The sequence below is a fragment of the Kitasatospora sp. NPDC057198 genome (genome assembly GCF_042670125.1).
Taxonomy (GTDB): domain Bacteria; phylum Actinomycetota; class Actinomycetes; order Streptomycetales; family Streptomycetaceae; genus Kitasatospora.
The window spans coordinates 1-13,713 of the sequence record NZ_JBHUWH010000060.1 but is presented as its reverse complement, the minus strand read 5'-3'; the positions used below and the strand labels follow the sequence as shown (position 1 = coordinate 13,713).

Annotated in this window: 22 protein-coding genes; 4 read left to right on the top strand and 18 right to left on the bottom strand. The window is 71.8% G+C overall.

The window, feature by feature from the left end; all coding sequences use genetic code 11:
* Positions 1 to 102: 102 nt before the first annotated feature.
* The 14 genes from ACFUEL_RS10280 to ACFUEL_RS10215 all read right to left on the bottom strand — a co-directional run bounded on the left by ACFUEL_RS10280 (position 103) and on the right by ACFUEL_RS10215 (position 7,461).
* Positions 103 to 366 carry a hypothetical protein gene (locus ACFUEL_RS10280; protein WP_380235636.1) on the bottom strand — a complete coding sequence of 88 codons (264 nt, stop codon included), beginning with the start codon at positions 364 to 366 and terminating at the stop codon, positions 103 to 105.
* Positions 366 to 824, bottom strand: a complete 459-nt coding sequence (locus tag ACFUEL_RS10275) for a hypothetical protein (protein ID WP_380235635.1) — start codon at positions 822 to 824, stop codon at positions 366 to 368. Before ACFUEL_RS10275 ends, ACFUEL_RS10280 begins: the two co-directional genes overlap by 1 nt.
* Positions 824 to 1,564, bottom strand: a complete 741-nt coding sequence (locus ACFUEL_RS10270; protein ID WP_380235634.1) for a C40 family peptidase — start codon at positions 1,562 to 1,564, stop codon at positions 824 to 826. The genes ACFUEL_RS10275 and ACFUEL_RS10270 overlap by 1 nt, the downstream gene beginning before the upstream one ends.
* Entirely contained in the window at positions 1,555 to 2,151 is a 597-nt protein-coding gene (locus ACFUEL_RS10265; protein ID WP_380235633.1) for a hypothetical protein, read from the bottom strand. The genes ACFUEL_RS10270 and ACFUEL_RS10265 overlap by 10 nt, the downstream gene beginning before the upstream one ends.
* A complete protein-coding gene (locus ACFUEL_RS10260) occupies positions 2,151 to 2,495 on the bottom strand; it encodes a hypothetical protein (protein WP_380235632.1) in 345 nt (114 codons plus the stop codon). The genes ACFUEL_RS10265 and ACFUEL_RS10260 overlap by 1 nt, the downstream gene beginning before the upstream one ends.
* Complete coding sequence (locus tag ACFUEL_RS10255) at positions 2,495 to 2,635, bottom strand: hypothetical protein (RefSeq protein ID WP_380235631.1); 141 nt, start codon at positions 2,633 to 2,635, stop codon at positions 2,495 to 2,497. Before ACFUEL_RS10255 ends, ACFUEL_RS10260 begins: the two co-directional genes overlap by 1 nt.
* A gap of 13 nt (positions 2,636 to 2,648) precedes the next feature.
* The gene (locus ACFUEL_RS10250) at positions 2,649 to 2,924 is read right to left on the bottom strand and encodes a hypothetical protein (RefSeq protein WP_380235630.1); all 276 of its coding nucleotides are present in this window, start codon (positions 2,922 to 2,924) and stop codon (positions 2,649 to 2,651) included.
* A gap of 88 nt (positions 2,925 to 3,012) precedes the next feature.
* Entirely contained in the window at positions 3,013 to 3,495 is a 483-nt protein-coding gene (locus ACFUEL_RS10245) for a hypothetical protein (protein ID WP_380235629.1), read from the bottom strand.
* The gene (locus ACFUEL_RS10240; RefSeq protein WP_380235628.1) at positions 3,488 to 3,748 is read right to left on the bottom strand and encodes a hypothetical protein; all 261 of its coding nucleotides are present in this window, start codon (positions 3,746 to 3,748) and stop codon (positions 3,488 to 3,490) included. The genes ACFUEL_RS10245 and ACFUEL_RS10240 overlap by 8 nt, the downstream gene beginning before the upstream one ends.
* Before the next feature lies 1 nt (position 3,749).
* A complete protein-coding gene (locus ACFUEL_RS10235) occupies positions 3,750 to 4,892 on the bottom strand; it encodes a hypothetical protein (protein WP_380235626.1) in 1,143 nt (380 codons plus the stop codon).
* A gap of 367 nt (positions 4,893 to 5,259) precedes the next feature.
* Positions 5,260 to 5,784, bottom strand: a complete 525-nt coding sequence (locus ACFUEL_RS10230) for a hypothetical protein (RefSeq protein ID WP_380235625.1) — start codon at positions 5,782 to 5,784, stop codon at positions 5,260 to 5,262.
* Positions 5,784 to 6,065 (bottom strand): hypothetical protein, encoded by a 282-nt coding sequence (locus ACFUEL_RS10225; RefSeq protein WP_380235624.1) that lies wholly within the window; start codon positions 6,063 to 6,065, stop codon positions 5,784 to 5,786. The genes ACFUEL_RS10230 and ACFUEL_RS10225 overlap by 1 nt, the downstream gene beginning before the upstream one ends.
* 122 nt (positions 6,066 to 6,187) lie before the next feature.
* The gene (locus tag ACFUEL_RS10220; protein WP_380235623.1) at positions 6,188 to 6,874 is read right to left on the bottom strand and encodes a hypothetical protein; all 687 of its coding nucleotides are present in this window, start codon (positions 6,872 to 6,874) and stop codon (positions 6,188 to 6,190) included.
* Entirely contained in the window at positions 6,871 to 7,461 is a 591-nt protein-coding gene (locus ACFUEL_RS10215; RefSeq protein WP_380235621.1) for a hypothetical protein, read from the bottom strand. Before ACFUEL_RS10215 ends, ACFUEL_RS10220 begins: the two co-directional genes overlap by 4 nt.
* 334 nt (positions 7,462 to 7,795) lie before the next feature.
* Between ACFUEL_RS10215 and ACFUEL_RS10210 the strand changes: the two genes are divergently transcribed.
* Entirely contained in the window at positions 7,796 to 8,026 is a 231-nt protein-coding gene (locus tag ACFUEL_RS10210) for a hypothetical protein (RefSeq protein WP_380235620.1), read from the top strand.
* A gap of 646 nt (positions 8,027 to 8,672) precedes the next feature.
* Here ACFUEL_RS10210 and ACFUEL_RS10205 read toward each other — a convergent pair.
* Together ACFUEL_RS10205 and ACFUEL_RS10200 are read right to left on the bottom strand one after the other, a co-directional pair.
* Entirely contained in the window at positions 8,673 to 10,232 is a 1,560-nt protein-coding gene (locus tag ACFUEL_RS10205) for a phage/plasmid primase, P4 family (RefSeq protein WP_380235619.1), read from the bottom strand.
* On the bottom strand, positions 10,229 to 11,332 hold the full coding sequence (locus ACFUEL_RS10200; RefSeq protein ID WP_380235618.1) for a bifunctional DNA primase/polymerase: 1,104 nt from the start codon (positions 11,330 to 11,332) through the stop codon (positions 10,229 to 10,231). The genes ACFUEL_RS10205 and ACFUEL_RS10200 overlap by 4 nt, the downstream gene beginning before the upstream one ends.
* 151 nt (positions 11,333 to 11,483) lie before the next feature.
* Here ACFUEL_RS10200 and ACFUEL_RS10195 point away from each other — a divergent pair, with 151 nt between their 5' ends.
* Together ACFUEL_RS10195 and ACFUEL_RS10190 are read left to right on the top strand one after the other, a co-directional pair.
* Positions 11,484 to 11,741, top strand: coding sequence for a helix-turn-helix domain-containing protein (locus ACFUEL_RS10195; RefSeq protein ID WP_380235617.1), 258 nt, complete (start codon positions 11,484 to 11,486; stop codon positions 11,739 to 11,741).
* A 112-nt stretch (positions 11,742 to 11,853) separates the two neighbouring features.
* A complete protein-coding gene (locus ACFUEL_RS10190) occupies positions 11,854 to 12,006 on the top strand; it encodes a DUF6126 family protein (protein ID WP_380235616.1) in 153 nt (50 codons plus the stop codon).
* Positions 12,007 to 12,027: 21 nt separating this feature from the next.
* Here the strand turns inward: ACFUEL_RS10190 and ACFUEL_RS10185 are convergent, their stop codons facing one another.
* Positions 12,028 to 12,348 (bottom strand): MazG-like family protein, encoded by a 321-nt coding sequence (locus ACFUEL_RS10185; protein ID WP_380235615.1) that lies wholly within the window; start codon positions 12,346 to 12,348, stop codon positions 12,028 to 12,030.
* A gap of 182 nt (positions 12,349 to 12,530) precedes the next feature.
* Positions 12,531 to 12,893 carry a UBP-type zinc finger domain-containing protein gene (locus tag ACFUEL_RS10180; protein WP_380235614.1) on the bottom strand — a complete coding sequence of 121 codons (363 nt, stop codon included), beginning with the start codon at positions 12,891 to 12,893 and terminating at the stop codon, positions 12,531 to 12,533.
* A 257-nt stretch (positions 12,894 to 13,150) separates the two neighbouring features.
* Here ACFUEL_RS10180 and ACFUEL_RS10175 point away from each other — a divergent pair.
* A partial coding sequence (locus tag ACFUEL_RS10175) for a TerD family protein (protein WP_380235613.1) occupies positions 13,151 to 13,713 on the top strand: 563 nt, incomplete at its 3' end.

Genomic DNA, 13,713 nt, shown 5'->3' with positions numbered 1-13,713 from the left:
CCTCCTGGGCGGGCTTGGTGTCCATCAGGTCGAGGGACGCGGACAGGGCGGCGACGGACAGGCCGAAGACCAGGTAGATCATCAGGGGGCGGAGCGCGGTGATCACGGTGTCTCCAGAGCGGCTAGGCCGCGGGCCGGGGGTGGAGGGCTGTTCTGCAGGCCGTCCACGGTGCGGGCGAGGTCGGCGACGGTGCCGGACAGTTCGCCCACCCGGCCCGCCAGGGCGTCGACAGCGGGCGGGAGTTGGGACAGGGCGATGATCCACAGCGCGGCCCGGCCGACCCGGCGGGCGACGAACCCGACGATCGTGCCGACCGCGATGGTCGCGCCGGCGGCGGTGCCCACCAGGGTGACGTCCAGGGCCATCAGTCCACCGCCCCCAGGTAGAGGACGCCCTCGACGGCGCCGGAGACGACCTCGACGAACAGCGCGTCGGAGACGTTGATGCCGCCGCCGGTCGGCATGATGGTCTGGGCGCCGGACGCGGCCAGGGAGATAGCGGCCAGCAGCTGGCCGCCCGCGTCCCGGCCGTCCCACAGCCGCACGACCGCGGCCGCGCCGGCGGTCTCGCGCACCGACCAGCCCACCACCCGGCCGGGCGAGGACAGCGGCCGCGCGGAGCTGCCGGGCGCGGATCCGATCGGCACCGGCCGGGCCGCCCGGATCGCGACGCCGTTGATGGACTCGGCCAGGTCGGCCTGCAGTTGGGACAGCCACCTGATGTACTCGCCCTCCGGCGGATCCGCCTGGTCGGGCACCTCGATGTCGAGGCGGGCCGCGGTCGGCCCGGGGTGCTGTCGCCACGGACTCAGGGACCCCTTCATCACATTCCTCCCTTGGCCACCGAGGCGGCCGTCTTGACCTTGTCGGCGGCGTCGTCGATTGCGGGCTTGACGGTCACGTAGCCGCCGATCAGGATCAGGCCGGCGCCGAGGGCGACGCCGAGCACGGCCAGGGCGACGGGCGCGAACGCGTCGACGATGCTGCCCCCGACCGCCCGGCCGGCCTCGCCCAACTTGCCCTGGATCCACCCCGGGAGCTTGAAGGGGTTGGTGGGGATTCCCCATGGCGTCACGTTGATGACGGCGTCGTAGCCGGCCTGCTGCAGACCCGCCGTCGACACCGTGCCGGTGGTGTTCGATGCGGCCGGGGCCGGCCCGGCCGCGCCGCTGCTGCCGGAGGTGCCCAGCACCCGCCGCACCCGGTCGACCGCCGTGGTGTTCATCGGGGCGATCCGGATCGGCACGCCGGTGCGCGCCGCCTCGATGACCTGCCCGGCGCCGAGGTAGAGCGCGACGTGGTTCCCCGGGCCCGGGTTGCTCCCGCTGTTCGGGTAGGTGAAGGTCACCAGGTCGCCCGGCTGGATCTGGTCCAGCGGCACCCCGACGCCGGCGTTGCGCTGTTCCTGCGACGTCCTCGGGATGCTGATGCCAATGCTCTTGAACGCGCCCTGGGTGAACCCGGAGCAGTCGTACCCGGACGGCCCGGTGCCGCCCCACACGTAGGGCTTGCCGAGCTGGGCCTTCGCCCACGCGAACAGGTCGCCGACGGCGGTCACGTCCACGACCCCGGAATCGCGACCGAGGAGCCGTTGAAGAGCGCGTTGTTGATGCCGCGCTGGCGCAGGGTCGCCTGGGTGTCGCTGGGCCGGATCCCGTCCTGCAGCTGGTAGTTCCACAGGTCCTGCGCGGAGTGGCCGTACCGGCTGGCGATGGCCGAGTAGGTGTCGCCGGTGTGCGCGGTGTACCAGACCGTCTGGGGCTTGGCGGCCGGGGTCGGCGCGGGCGGGGCCGGGGTCGGCGCCGGTGCCGGTGCCGGCGGCTTGTCGATCTGGACGGGCGGCGGCGGGGCCGGGGTCGGCGTCGGAGTCGGCGCCTGTTCGAGGTCGCCGATCCGCTTGGCCAAGCCCTCGTACTGATCCTGCCAGGAGTTCCACATGTCGTACGGGCCGGAGTCGAAGGTGTTGCTCGCGGCCTGGATGGTGGTCCCGGAGGTGTCGGCGGCGGCCTTGCGCTTGCGGCTGGTGTAGAGGGCGGCCAGGGCGACGGCGCCGCCGGCGGCGAGCATCGCGGCGTTGCGCTGCCCGCCGACCTTGGCGACGATGCCACCGGCACGTGACTGCGGTTCCTGCGGTTCGGGGGTGGCCGGCATCAGGCACTCCCGCTGGGCTGACGGCGCACCAGGCGCTGAGCAAACACCCGGCGGGACGGGTCGCCGAGCGGCCCTTCGACCAGGCCGGAGGCGATGGTGGCGTAGCCGCCGTCCCGGTACGGCACCGCACCGGAGTTGATGCTGTTCATGCCCCGGAAGTCCTGCGGCGCCGCTGCGACACCGTTCCAGGTGGTCGAGGGGTCCTTGTCCGCGGGCCCGTACGGGTGCGTGCGGAAGCCCTGGACGCGCGTCCAGATCTCGGTCAGCAGCCCGCGCGCGGTGGAGCGGCCGTTGCCGTCCTCGCCGAACTCCGAGACGGGGGAGATGTACTGGTTGGCGAACATCAGCGGCCCTGGAGGGTCTTGATGACGTCGACGCCGCCGGCGGCACCCTTGGAGATGACGGTGCCGGTGCCGGAGGCGTAGTTGACGACCAGGTAGAGGAAGATCGCGCCGAAGGTGTACTTGGCGAGGGTGCGGACCATAGGAGTGCTCCTGTCAGACGTAGAGGGCGGAGGCGGAGGTGGTCCACGTGGCGGGCAGCAGGCTGCCGCCGCTGTTGGCCGGGGCGGTGCTGGTGTCGGCCGGCGGGGCGGCGCCCCCGTGCTTGCGCCGGTCCGGGATCGCGGCGACGGTCGGGGAGAGCACGTGCTCGACCACACCCGCGATCGCGGTCAGCAGGCCGCCCGCCCGCTCCGCGCTCGCCTGGCTGCTGACGGCCGCCTCCAGCAGCGCCAGGCCGAGCGTCCCGGCCAGCAGGTAGCGCCAGTTCACAGCAGGTCCAGGCGGCCGAGCATGTCGCCCGCGACGAGCTGCACGATCAGCCAGACGCCGGCTACGAGCAGCGCGATCCCACCAGGGTTCACGTCGGTTTCCTCTCCTGCGGGATCTGGAGGTTCTTCCTGGTCAGCAGGCCGCCGTTCCAGCCGTCCGAGTCGGGGTCGCTGGGGCTGCTCGCCGTGCCCTGGATCGGCTTGTTGAGGAACTTCGCGGACAGCCAGCCCTTCCAGCCCGCCGTGCCGTAGCGGATGTAGGTGATCAGGCCGACGTAGAGCAGCTTCCCGGTCAGGAGGCTGCCGGTGTCCCGGGCCCGGGTGGGCGGCGTCAGCGTAGGCCGCCACCGGCCCCGACTCAGGTAGCCGGCGGACGCCTTGGCGGCCTTCGCCGCGCCGGCCTTCGCGCGGGCGCCCCGGCCCGGACCGGCCGCCGCGGGGGCGGGCGCGGCGCCCTGGTCCTCGCCGTCCCCCGCGGCCGCGCTCTTCGAGGCCCGGCGCGCGGCCAGCCCCCGCTCGATCGCGCCGCCGGGGTCGTTGAGGGCCGCCCGGACCCGGCCGGGCTCAGCCACCGAGGGACCCGGAGAGCTTGACCGGGCCGACCTTGACGGTGGTGCTGGCCGCGGCCAGGCCGACCGCGCCGAGCAGCAGCGCGCCCACCCAGAACATCGGGCTGTTGACGTGCAGGCCCTTCTCCTTCTGCGCGGCCGCCGACGGTCCGGCCACCTGCGCCAGCGGGGTGTCGTCCCGCGTCGCCGCCGGCGAGGCGAACGCCATGCCGTACTTCGCGGTCGGGCTGGGGCTCAGCCAGGACGCGGACGCCATGTCAGCTCCCCGCCCCGGCCTGGAAGATCGTCTCCTGGACGTATTCCAAGCCCGCGTTTACCAGGGTGACGCCCGACTGGTAGGTCGTCAGCAGCCGCAGGTCAGAGGTGGTGCCCATGTCAACGGCGTCTCTGAAGGCATTCTCCGCCGCGAAGTCGATGCAGCCGAACCCGAACACCCCGCCGATGTCGCAGTTGTAGGTCCGCTCGTTGATCTGCCGCAGCACCGACCCCGAGAGGTACTCGTCCGGGGTCTCGTTCGACCCGTAGCGCCAGGCGATCCGGCCGTAGTTGGCGTCGTTCATCACCAGCGGGGCCTGGGCGGCGCCGTTCCAGGTCTGGAAGTACGTCCTCAGCAGGGTCTTGCCGGCGCCCTGGCCGATGAGCCGGGTCTCGACCTCGCCGTTGCCCAGCTGCGTGGTGCGCGACTGGATCAGCGAGTGGAAGAGCGACAGGTCCGGGACGACGATCTGCCCGTTCGAGCCGATCGGGATCGAGTACTTGATGGTCGTGACCTGCATCTTGCCGGTCAGCGTGACCGCCGCGTTGGCCGTCAATGCGAAGAGGTTGCTCGCGAGCTCGCTGTCGACCTGGATCGTCAGGTCCGTGCTGGACGTCGCGGCGAAGATGGCGCCGGCGAGGTCGACCTCGTCCTCCGAAATCGGCACGACCCAGTACAAGTCCACGTTGTAGGAGCCGTCCGCGATGTTCGACGTGTTCGAGCCGACGCCCCAGGACTCCGAGCTGGACGACATGGTGCCCTGGTTGACCGTGGCGCCGGCCACGGTCTGCGCGATGCCGCGGTCGTTGCCGTTGTCCCGCTTGAAGTACTCCCGGGCCTTCAGCTTCGCGCCGCTCGCGTTGATGACGTTGCTCGCGCCGTTCGCGGTGAAGCGGACCGCCTTGAGCATGTCGTAGGGCCAGCGGGCCGAACTGGCCACGGTGCCGGTGCCCTTGGCGGTCACCAGGGTGCCCTGGAAGCGGATGATCGCCGCGGCGATGATGTCCGACTTCTTCAGCTCCCACACGTTCTGCGTGCCGAAACCGCCCCACGCCTGGCTGCCCTCGTTGAAGGTCCGGCGCCGGGTCCTGGCGAAGAACTCCGGCGGCCGCACGCTCTCCTCGGGCACCGCGATGCCCTGCATGTACCGAACGGGACCCGTGGTCCCAGTGACAGCTGCCATCAGCCGTTCCGCCTCACCGCGTAGTCGCGAAGGGTCTGCAGACCCGGGATGGGAAGCCGGTCCGCCGCGAGGTTGAGCGCGACCAGCGAGAGGATCGAGACGAGCGCGACGGAGCCGTAGAAGGCGGCCGCGCGTCCACCGGGCACAGCTACGAGCCCTTGCGGAAGGACATGCCGCGGCCGTACTTGTCGTAGGCGACGGTGACGCCGAGCGCGACCAGCGCGGTCAGCAGGAGGCCGTTCAGACGCATGGGAAACCCCCAGGTCGAGAGGTAGGAACCTCCGACGCTGGGGGATACCTGCGGGCCGACGAAAGATGATCCTCCGGGCTAATCTCCGGGGTGGCCGGCCACCGGCGTCACGTCGATGTCCACGTCCAGGGTGACCCTTACCCGGTATTCCACGCCGCCCTCCGTCCGGACGAAGCGCTCCTCCACCGTGTCCACGTCCCGCAGGACCGCGGTCCCCCAGCCGGTGCCCACCAACAGGTCCCGGATCCGCTGGGTGCGGACCAGCGCCCTCAACTCATCGATCGCGGCCCGCTGTTCGAGGGTGTAGGGAAGGCGGCTGAACGGCCTGGCCGGGGTGGCCGGCTGCTGGGCGGCCGCGGCCCGCCACGCCGCCGAGATGCCACGCCAGCAGTCCCCCCAGGACGATTCGAAGTAGTCGTCGGTGTAGACCAGGTCCGTGTTCCCGACCGCGTCCCCGTCCGCGTCCCAGGGACCGCGCCAGCCCTCCTCCGTCAGCAGGAACCGGTACCCGCAGCGCGAGCCGCACCGCACTTCCCGGACCGCGCCGGTCCCGTAGAGGTCCCGCCGCTGGGCATCCAGGAGCGCCTGGTCCGCGGCGTCCATCAGCCGATCCGCTGCTGGCCGAGCAGGGCGGCGGTCGCGTCGGGGGTGAGCGGGGCGGCGTACGGGCCGCCCTGGATGGTCGGCAGCGCGCCGGGCCCGTACGCCGTGGTCGCGGCCGGCGCCGGGTCGGACTTGGTGAGGTCGGCGACCGCCGGCTCTTCGGCGGCGGGGGTCTGCTCGGGGTAGGCGGTGTCGATCGCGGCGTGCAGCTGCTCGCGGTCCTCGCCGGTGGGCAGTACGACGGCGTCGACCAGGCGGTGCAGGATCTCGGCGGTGGTCATCTCAGTTCTCCTGGGGTCAGGTTGGGAGGGGTAGGGTGCGGGGACGGGTCCCCTAAGGCGAGCGGGGGAGCATCGGCCGGAACCAGCCGGCTACCAGCGTCGACGCGCAAGTCTCGCCACTCTCAGGTGAGTTGGAACGGCGGCACCCTGTACAAGCGGTGCTCCTCGGCGACGTACAGCGTCGACCAGTGCGCGCCGCGACGGCTGGTCTCGTTGAGGACGTCGGCCAGGCGCGCGAGCGGGATCCCGATGTTCTCCGCGATCCGGGCCCGGTCCAGCGAGTTGGGCAGGTCGAACATCAGCACCCGGTCCGCCTGGCCGAGGACCAACGGGTCGATCATCTTCGCGCGCGGCCCGCACAGCAGCGCGGACGTGCGGTGGTGCCGGGACTGGTGGAGCAGCAGCCTGGCGTTCGGGCCGGTCTGGCCGGCCGCGAACACCTCGCCCATCTCGTCCACCCAGACCAGCGTCCGCCTGTCCTTCGGGTAGAGCGCGGCACCCAGGGCCCGGTCGACGTCGTCCCGGAACGTGGCGGCCCGCGGGTCGGCGATCCACCGGCAGGTGATCGGCACGTCCGGATCGCGGCGGGGCGGGAGCTCCGTCGGCGGCGGCCCGGTCAGCAGCACGACGTCCTGGTCGTCACCCGGGTCCGCGCTGCCGTTGATGTCGATGATCAGCCGATCGGTGGCCGGCCAGCCACGGAAGTGCTCGCGGGCCGCCTTGCTCTTCCCGCTGCCCTTCCGGCCGACCGCGACGATGATCTGGTTCGCCGTCGGGTCGATCACCGGGTAGGGGTACTCCGCCGTCACGGCGCGGCCGGTGCCGGCTCGGCCGGGCCGGGCTCGGCGCCGAGCTGGCGGGCGGCGCGGAGCTGCCGACGCAGCATGACGTTCCGTGCTACGTAGCCGCCGACGGCCACCATCAGGTCGAAGACGTCCAGGAGTTCGCTGTTGCCGGTCGCGCCGTCCGGAAGGTTGCGGTGAGCCAGGCGGCTGGCGGGCCGCGCGATCGCCTCGATCTCTCCGTCTTCGGGGCGCCACAGGCCGTACTGCTGCTCGACCGGATCGGCGGCGACGCGGGCGAGCTGCCGGGTGACGGTGTCCAGGACGCCCGTCAGCGCCTTGGCTATGGCGGCCCGGGTGATCCGGACCGGCTCACCAGCCGAGGGGGTGGCGGAAGACGCGGCGGGCGCGTCGCGGGGGAGCTCCCTCTCGCTGGTCGACCAACTCCCGTCCGGGTCGGGCTCGTTGGGGCTCGGGCCGTCGCTCGGGCTCGGGGTCGAGGACGGCGACGGTGGCGGGGCCGTCTCCGGGCTCGGCGACGGGGCCGGGGTCGCCGGCTCCTTGAACAGCGGGCTGCTGCTCGGCCGGGCCGGGCTCGGTTCGTCGGTTGCCACGGGGCTTGGGCTGGGGGACATGCCAGGACACCTCTCGTACGTCGTCGTCCGACTCCGCCGGGGCCTGCACCGCCGACTCGTCGACGGGCGGCCGCTGTTCGCGCGGCACCCGCTTCGCCAGCACCGGCAGCGAGCAGCCCTCCGTCGCGCACTCGCCGTCCCAGGTGACCCGGCCGGGCGCGGAGACGGTCTCGGTGGTGTGGCCGGCGGAACACGTCCCGCGGACGCGGACCGACCCCCCGCGGCGACGACTGGCTGACGGTGGCATGGGGATACTCTGAGCTACAGGGGTCCGATACCGGAACGTATCAATTCGTTCCAGGGAGGACGGACCATGCCCGCGACCGCCATCACCACCGGCTACCCCGAGCGCCTCGCCGCCGCGCAGATCCATGTCCAGGAGTGCCGCGAGCGCTACCAGGCCGCGCTGGCCGTCCGCAACGAGCTGATCGTCACAGCTGTCGACCACGGCCTCAGCGGCCATGCCGTGGCCCGCGCGGTGGGCCTGAAGCAGCCTCAGATCATCCGGATCTGCTCCGAATCGCAGCCCGACGCCGCCGCGTAGGGGGTAACGTCGCAGATCACAACGGCCCCCAGCCGCATGCTCCGTGGCTGGGGGCCGTCGCACGCCCCGCCGGACCCCTCCGACTGACCTCGCGGTCGGACCTGCCAACGCGGGCATATGCCGCATTGATCGCAGGTCGGGGCACTGATGCCCGAGGGTATCAGCGCCGGGTACCCGTACGGATCACCATCACCGCACCTACACGCCAATGGCCGGAACCCGCCGCACCCTTGCTGGAGAGGGACCCTAGCGGACGGCCGCGGACGCGGCCGACACCCCCGGCAATCCGCCTCTGCGGCCCGCGCGTTCACCGCCCCGGCCCGCTCGGGCCCTGACGGCCCTCCCAGGCCGGGCCGGGCGCGGCCCGCGCATGCCCTACCGCACCTCACCGATGCCACCCACCCCCTGGCCACGCAGCGTAGCTGCAAAGTAGTTGCATGAGGCAACTAGAGTGAAGGGTTAAGGGTTGTGACGGGTTAAATGAAAACCTCTCGCGCGCGCATATAAAGGGGATTTTGCATGAAACTCGCTCACCCCTTCATTTTCGCAGGTCGGGACGATGGCAACCCTTCACTCCTGTTATCGGCGGGCATGGAAGTGCCCCCGGGCCTTGGCGGACCCGGGGGCGGCAGGAAACTACACAGGGTTATCGGGGGGCGGAAATTTCGGTCTGGACGGGGTCGGGCTGCGGTGCGGCGCGGCGGGCGCCAGCGGGCCACCCGCTGGGGTCGTCCTCGTCCGCCTGGTCGTCGTCCAGCAGCATCACGCCGAGGTACTGGCGGCCGACGTTCGTGGCTTTCTTCTCGTAGCCGGCTCTCTCCATCGCGGTGGCGAAGGTGACTTCGGACCCGGCCTGTTCACCCATCGTGCGGCACCAGCTCGACCACGCGGTGTAGAGGTCGCGGGAGCGGACCCGGCAGTTGGGGTTCGGCATCGTGCGCTCTTCCAGGAAGCGGGCCAGGGCGTCGTTCTGGTCCCGGTAGGCTCGGGTCTTCGCCCGCACCGCGTCCGGCGGGTTCAACCCCTGCTGCTGGTAGGCCAGCCAGCCCTCGAACACCCAGGTGAGCACCGCGTCCTTCGCGGCCAGCAGCCGCCCCGGGAGGTTCGGGTCCTTCTCCTCCTCCGGGATCGTGACGTCGAACGGCACGACCAGGATCCGGCGCCACACCGCGGGGTCGTCCCCGGCCACCTTCGGAAGGAAGTTGGTCAGCATCACCAGGGTGTGTGATGGGTCGAAGGTGATCGGGTTGGAGTGCATCCAGTTCGCCTGGATGGGGTCGCCGCCGACCAGGCGCTTCATCACCCCTTCAGAGAGCCGCTTTCCCTGCTCGGTCTCCGAAGTGAAAACCAGGCGCTGGCCCCGCAGGACCATTTTGAATGCGCCGTGTCGGTCGCCGGATTCCATGATGATGTCCGGGTCGACCTCCTCGCAGTACTCCCCGAATGCCCCGCGAACGGCGTCTCGCACGGTGCCCTTACCGTTACCGCCGGTCCCGGTGAAGATGGGCAGAATGTGTTCGGTGACTTTCCCCAGCATCGCGTAGCCGAACAGCCGCTGTACGAAGGCGCGCACCTCCTCATCGGGGAGAATGCGTGCGAGGAACCGCTCCCACTCCTCGCTCTTGAGGCCGGGGATGTAGGACCCGCCGCTGACCTTCGTGATCATGTCCGTAGGGTTGACCGGCCTGACGCTCCACTTCCGCCGCTTCTCGTCCCTGGCCTCGGGGTCTCCGAGATCAATGGTCCCGGCGGGGGTGTTGAAGAGCCTGGAATCGGAATCCAGTTCCGACGCTGCGGTCGACATCGGGGAGCGCGCGCCAGCGACCTTGAGCATGATTTCGTACCCGGAGTTCTCGGACTTCCGGGCGTCCTTTTCCAAGTCCTGACCATCACGGGGCCCGAGATCAATGGCTTCTCGGAGTGCGGCCTTCACGGTGTCGACCGCAAAGTCGATATCCGTACGCTTCTCGTCACGCTTCCACCGGGCCTGGTCCCAGAAGTGCCAGCCGATACCGTGAACGTACCGGAGGTGGTGGCTGTGCTCGTTGATGAACCGCTCGGCCATGCGGAGGATGCCGCGGTGCTGGATCGGCATCTCCCGCTTCCGGGGGCCCTTGAGCTTCTCCCGGGACTGGCGGGCGCGGTCGAGGTCGGCCGGGTTCGCCGGCGGCATCGCGTTGAGGCTGGGCTGCGGAGGGATCGTCACGCCGCGGCCCCCCGCAGGCCGGTGTTCCAGCCGGAGCGGATGGTGGCTCGGGCCTCGGCCTCGGTCCAGCGCCGCGCCGGGTCGTGGACGGGGCGGCCGAGGACGACGGGGACCAGGACCCGCTCGACTTCGTCCAGGGTGAGCACCCGGGGCGCGGTGGAGGACAGCTCGGCGAGGCGCCGGGCTCGGGCGAACAGCAGCGCGTTGCCCCGGCCGGCCTCGACCTCGGCGACGTCCTGGGCGGCTCCGGCGAGCGCGGCTTGCGCGTACCGGTCGGCCCGCCGCCCGTAGGTGACGGGGATGCTCGGGGCGGGAGTTGGCGGTGGCGCTGGCCGTTGCCGCAGCAGCTCGGCCAGGGCGTCCGGCAGCGGCGCCGGGCGGACGGCGGCCGGGCTGATCCGCTCGTACGGGCGCCCGGCCTTCGGCGAGTAGGAGCCGGCCGCGATGACGTAGCCGCCGACGCCCCGGACGTCGACTAGCGGGCCGATGTGCCCCGCTGCAGGCTCGCCGCCCGGGTCCTTGCTGCGGCCGGTGCCGGTCCGGCACCCGATCGGGTCCTCCGGCATCACGAAGTACAGGTGGATGCCACCCGACGGCGTCAGCACGGTGTAGGTCTCCGGCCAGGCGAGGCCGAGCTCCGCCAGGCGCGCGGCCAGGACGTCGGTGCCGTCCTGGCACCCGGCCCAGCGGCCAGCCAACCCGGACGGGCCCTTCGGCATGTCGCAGTCGACCACCAGGACGTGCCGGGTCAACAGCCCGACGTGCGCGCGGGGGTGGATGGAGCTCCACCAGGCGTCGACCTGGCGCACGTCGTAGAACGGCGCGAGTTCGGCCTCGGTGGCGCTGGATCCCCAGCCCTCGACCAGCGGCCGCTTGCTGGTCCTGCTGCAGGGCACCACCGGGTGCCCGCGCCGGCGCCAGGTGTGCGCGACGGCCAGCTGGTAGATCGCCGTCCCGGCCTCCGCCAGCGCGGGGGTGGAAGGCGTGGTGACGGGCAGCCCGACGGGCGCCCGGTTGTCCGGCTCCGGCCGGGTCCCCTCCCCAGGAGACGCGGTGGTGCGGGACGACGGTGCAGTCGACGTGATCGACTCAGCAGGCATGGATGCTCCACGGCGAGTGAGTCGTCGGGACGGTGGACCCCAACCCGGCACGACGAAGTGTGCTGCCGGAAGAGATCCTTCCGGCAGGGAGATGTTTACCAGAAGCGCTAGACCTTTACTAGTGGCGCACTTTGCCGCTACGGTGTGCCGCATGGATGACACCCAAGAGCGGATCGGGGAGAGCGTTCGCGCCCTGTCTGCGGCGTTCCGGGACCGGCAGGAGGATCTGGCCGCAGCCCTGAACGTGTCGCAGTTCACGATCAGCAGGAAGTTCCGAGGTCTCACCCCATGGAAGGTGGAGGACTTGCAGGTCATCTCCGCCCGCTACGGGGTGACGTTGGACCAGCTCACGGCGGGACCGAGGGCCTGGCTGGGAATCGAATCGGGGGGTGGAAATACGCCACCGTAGGTGCCCCGTGGCACAGCGTGATCTCCGCCACGGGCCGCGCGGCCGGTACCCTGCAAGGGGTCCGGCGCGGAGCGGGACGGGACGCGGGACGGGACGGACGAGGAGGACGGCGATGGCCGGCGAGGCGGCGGCGCCCACCGAAGGGGTGCGCGAGGAGAACTCGCGCCGCAAGCAGATGCTGATCCGGGCGCTGATCTACATCGCCGGGACGCACCTGTTCGCCGGGTTCGTGATCCTGCTGTTCGCGGTCGGCGGCCGCCACTGAGCCGGTGCGGCCGGACGCGCCTCAACTCCGGGGCAGGACCCGGTCGGCGACCGCGGTCAGGTGCGCGTCGAACGCGGCGGGCGGATCGGGGTGGAGGCGCACCAGGGCGACCAGTGCGGTGATCACCACGTCGCACAGCTCGTCCGCGACGTCGTCCCAGGTGTGCGAGAAGCCCTTGCGCGGGTTCTGGCCGAGCGCGCCGATCACCGCCTCGGCAACCTCGCCGGCCTCCTCGCCGACCTTGAGGCACTGCAGCACCCGCTGCATCTCCGGAGGCTGGGTGCTGCCCTCGGCCAGCCAGTCGGCCAACCGCCGCACCGTCTCCCACTGCCGCTCGTCCACGCCCCACCGCCGATCCTCGCGCCGCCGCCCGGCTGCCCGGCAACGACCGTACCGGGCGGCCGGGTCGGGCGGGCCGGATCGGCCGGATCAGGCGGTTCGGGCCGGGCGGTTCGGGCCGGACCGGGGTGAACCGGGCCCGGGGCGGGGTGAACCGGGCCCGGGGCGGGGGAGTTGGCGGGGCGTCAGCGCAGGCGCTGCTGCCAGTCGATCGGGACGTGCCCGGCCGGGCCCGGGGCGGGCTGGGTGAGCGGGTGGGAGGTCGGGCCGGCCAGCGGCGGGCCCTCGTAGAACTGCTCAGTCTCGGTGTTCCAGAACCAGTCCTCGCCGGGCTCGAAGCTGGTGAGGAACGGGTGGCCGGCCGACCGGGCGTGCGCGGTGGCGTGCTGGGACGGGGAGGAGTCGCAGCACCCGATGTGCCCGCAGGCCGCGCACCGGCGCAGGTGGAACCACCAGCCCTGGCCCTCGCCCGCCAGGCACTCCGCGCAGCCGTCCCCGCTCGGCGGGACGGCGGGGTCGATACCGGGGATCGTCGTGTCGTCGCTCATCGTGGCACCTCCTCGGCCAGGGTATGCCCGGTGCGCCGGACGCGCGGCGGAAGCCGGTCCGGCGCGGCGGGGTGACGGGCCGCTCCGGGGGGAAAGAGGACGGGTGGGGCCGAGGGGGCGGAGGCGGATTCCGTCCTGATCTACAGTGCTGTAGATTCGGCTGGGGCCCGGGCCCGAGCGTGGGGCCGGGCGACGGCCGCCGCGCCGAACCGGCCGAACTGCCGGGCCCGGTACGGGGAAACCACAGGAGGGCACACATGGGAGTCTCGCTCGCCAAGGGCGGAAACGTCTCGCTGACGAAGGAGGCCCCGGGGCTCACCAACGTCATCGTCGGCCTGGGCTGGGACGTCCGGGCCACCACGGGCGCCGACTTCGACCTGGACGCCAGCGCGCTGCTGTGCAACGAGGCCGGCCGGGTGCTCAGCGACCAGCACTTCGTCTTCTACAACAACCTGCGCAGCCCCGAGGGCTCGGTCGAGCACAGCGGCGACAACCTGACCGGTGGCGGCGACGGCGACGACGAGCAGATCAAGGTCGACCTGACGGCCGTCCCGCCGCACGTCGCCAAGGTGGTCTTCCCGGTCTCCATCTACGACGCGGAGAACCGGCACCAGAGCTTCGGCCAGGTCCGCAACGCGTTCATCCGGGTCGTCAACGAGGCCGACGGCAGCGAGGTCGCCCGCTACGACCTCTCCGAGGACGCCTCCACCGAGACCGCGATGGTCTTCGGCGAGCTGTACCGCCACGGCAGCGAGTGGAAGTTCCGCGCCATCGGCCAGGGTTACGCCTCCGGCCTGCGCGGCATCGCGCTCGACTACGG

What these genes read in the sequence shown, in the direction of transcription:
- ACFUEL_RS10275 (WP_380235635.1), bottom strand. Translation starts at nt 824, where the DNA reads ATGAAGGGGTCCCTGAGTCCGTGGCGACAGCACCCCGGGCCGACCGCG.
- ACFUEL_RS10255 (WP_380235631.1), bottom strand. Translation starts at nt 2,635, where the DNA reads ATGGTCCGCACCCTCGCCAAGTACACCTTCGGCGCGATCTTCCTCTAC.
- ACFUEL_RS10280 (WP_380235636.1), bottom strand. Translation starts at nt 366, where the DNA reads ATGGCCCTGGACGTCACCCTGGTGGGCACCGCCGCCGGCGCGACCATC.
- ACFUEL_RS10190 (WP_380235616.1), top strand. Translation starts at nt 11,854, where the DNA reads ATGGCCGGCGAGGCGGCGGCGCCCACCGAAGGGGTGCGCGAGGAGAAC.
- ACFUEL_RS10210 (WP_380235620.1), top strand. Translation starts at nt 7,796, where the DNA reads ATGCCCGCGACCGCCATCACCACCGGCTACCCCGAGCGCCTCGCCGCC.
- ACFUEL_RS10265 (WP_380235633.1), bottom strand. Translation starts at nt 2,151, where the DNA reads ATGCCGGCCACCCCCGAACCGCAGGAACCGCAGTCACGTGCCGGTGGC.
- ACFUEL_RS10240 (WP_380235628.1), bottom strand. Translation starts at nt 3,748, where the DNA reads ATGGCGTCCGCGTCCTGGCTGAGCCCCAGCCCGACCGCGAAGTACGGC.
- ACFUEL_RS10225 (WP_380235624.1), bottom strand. Translation starts at nt 6,065, where the DNA reads ATGACCACCGCCGAGATCCTGCACCGCCTGGTCGACGCCGTCGTACTG.
- ACFUEL_RS10260 (WP_380235632.1), bottom strand. Translation starts at nt 2,495, where the DNA reads ATGTTCGCCAACCAGTACATCTCCCCCGTCTCGGAGTTCGGCGAGGAC.
- ACFUEL_RS10200 (WP_380235618.1), bottom strand. Translation starts at nt 11,332, where the DNA reads ATGCCTGCTGAGTCGATCACGTCGACTGCACCGTCGTCCCGCACCACC.
- ACFUEL_RS10180 (WP_380235614.1), bottom strand. Translation starts at nt 12,893, where the DNA reads ATGAGCGACGACACGACGATCCCCGGTATCGACCCCGCCGTCCCGCCG.
- ACFUEL_RS10235 (WP_380235626.1), bottom strand. Translation starts at nt 4,892, where the DNA reads ATGCAGGGCATCGCGGTGCCCGAGGAGAGCGTGCGGCCGCCGGAGTTC.
- ACFUEL_RS10195 (WP_380235617.1), top strand. Translation starts at nt 11,484, where the DNA reads ATGGATGACACCCAAGAGCGGATCGGGGAGAGCGTTCGCGCCCTGTCT.
- ACFUEL_RS10230 (WP_380235625.1), bottom strand. Translation starts at nt 5,784, where the DNA reads ATGGACGCCGCGGACCAGGCGCTCCTGGATGCCCAGCGGCGGGACCTC.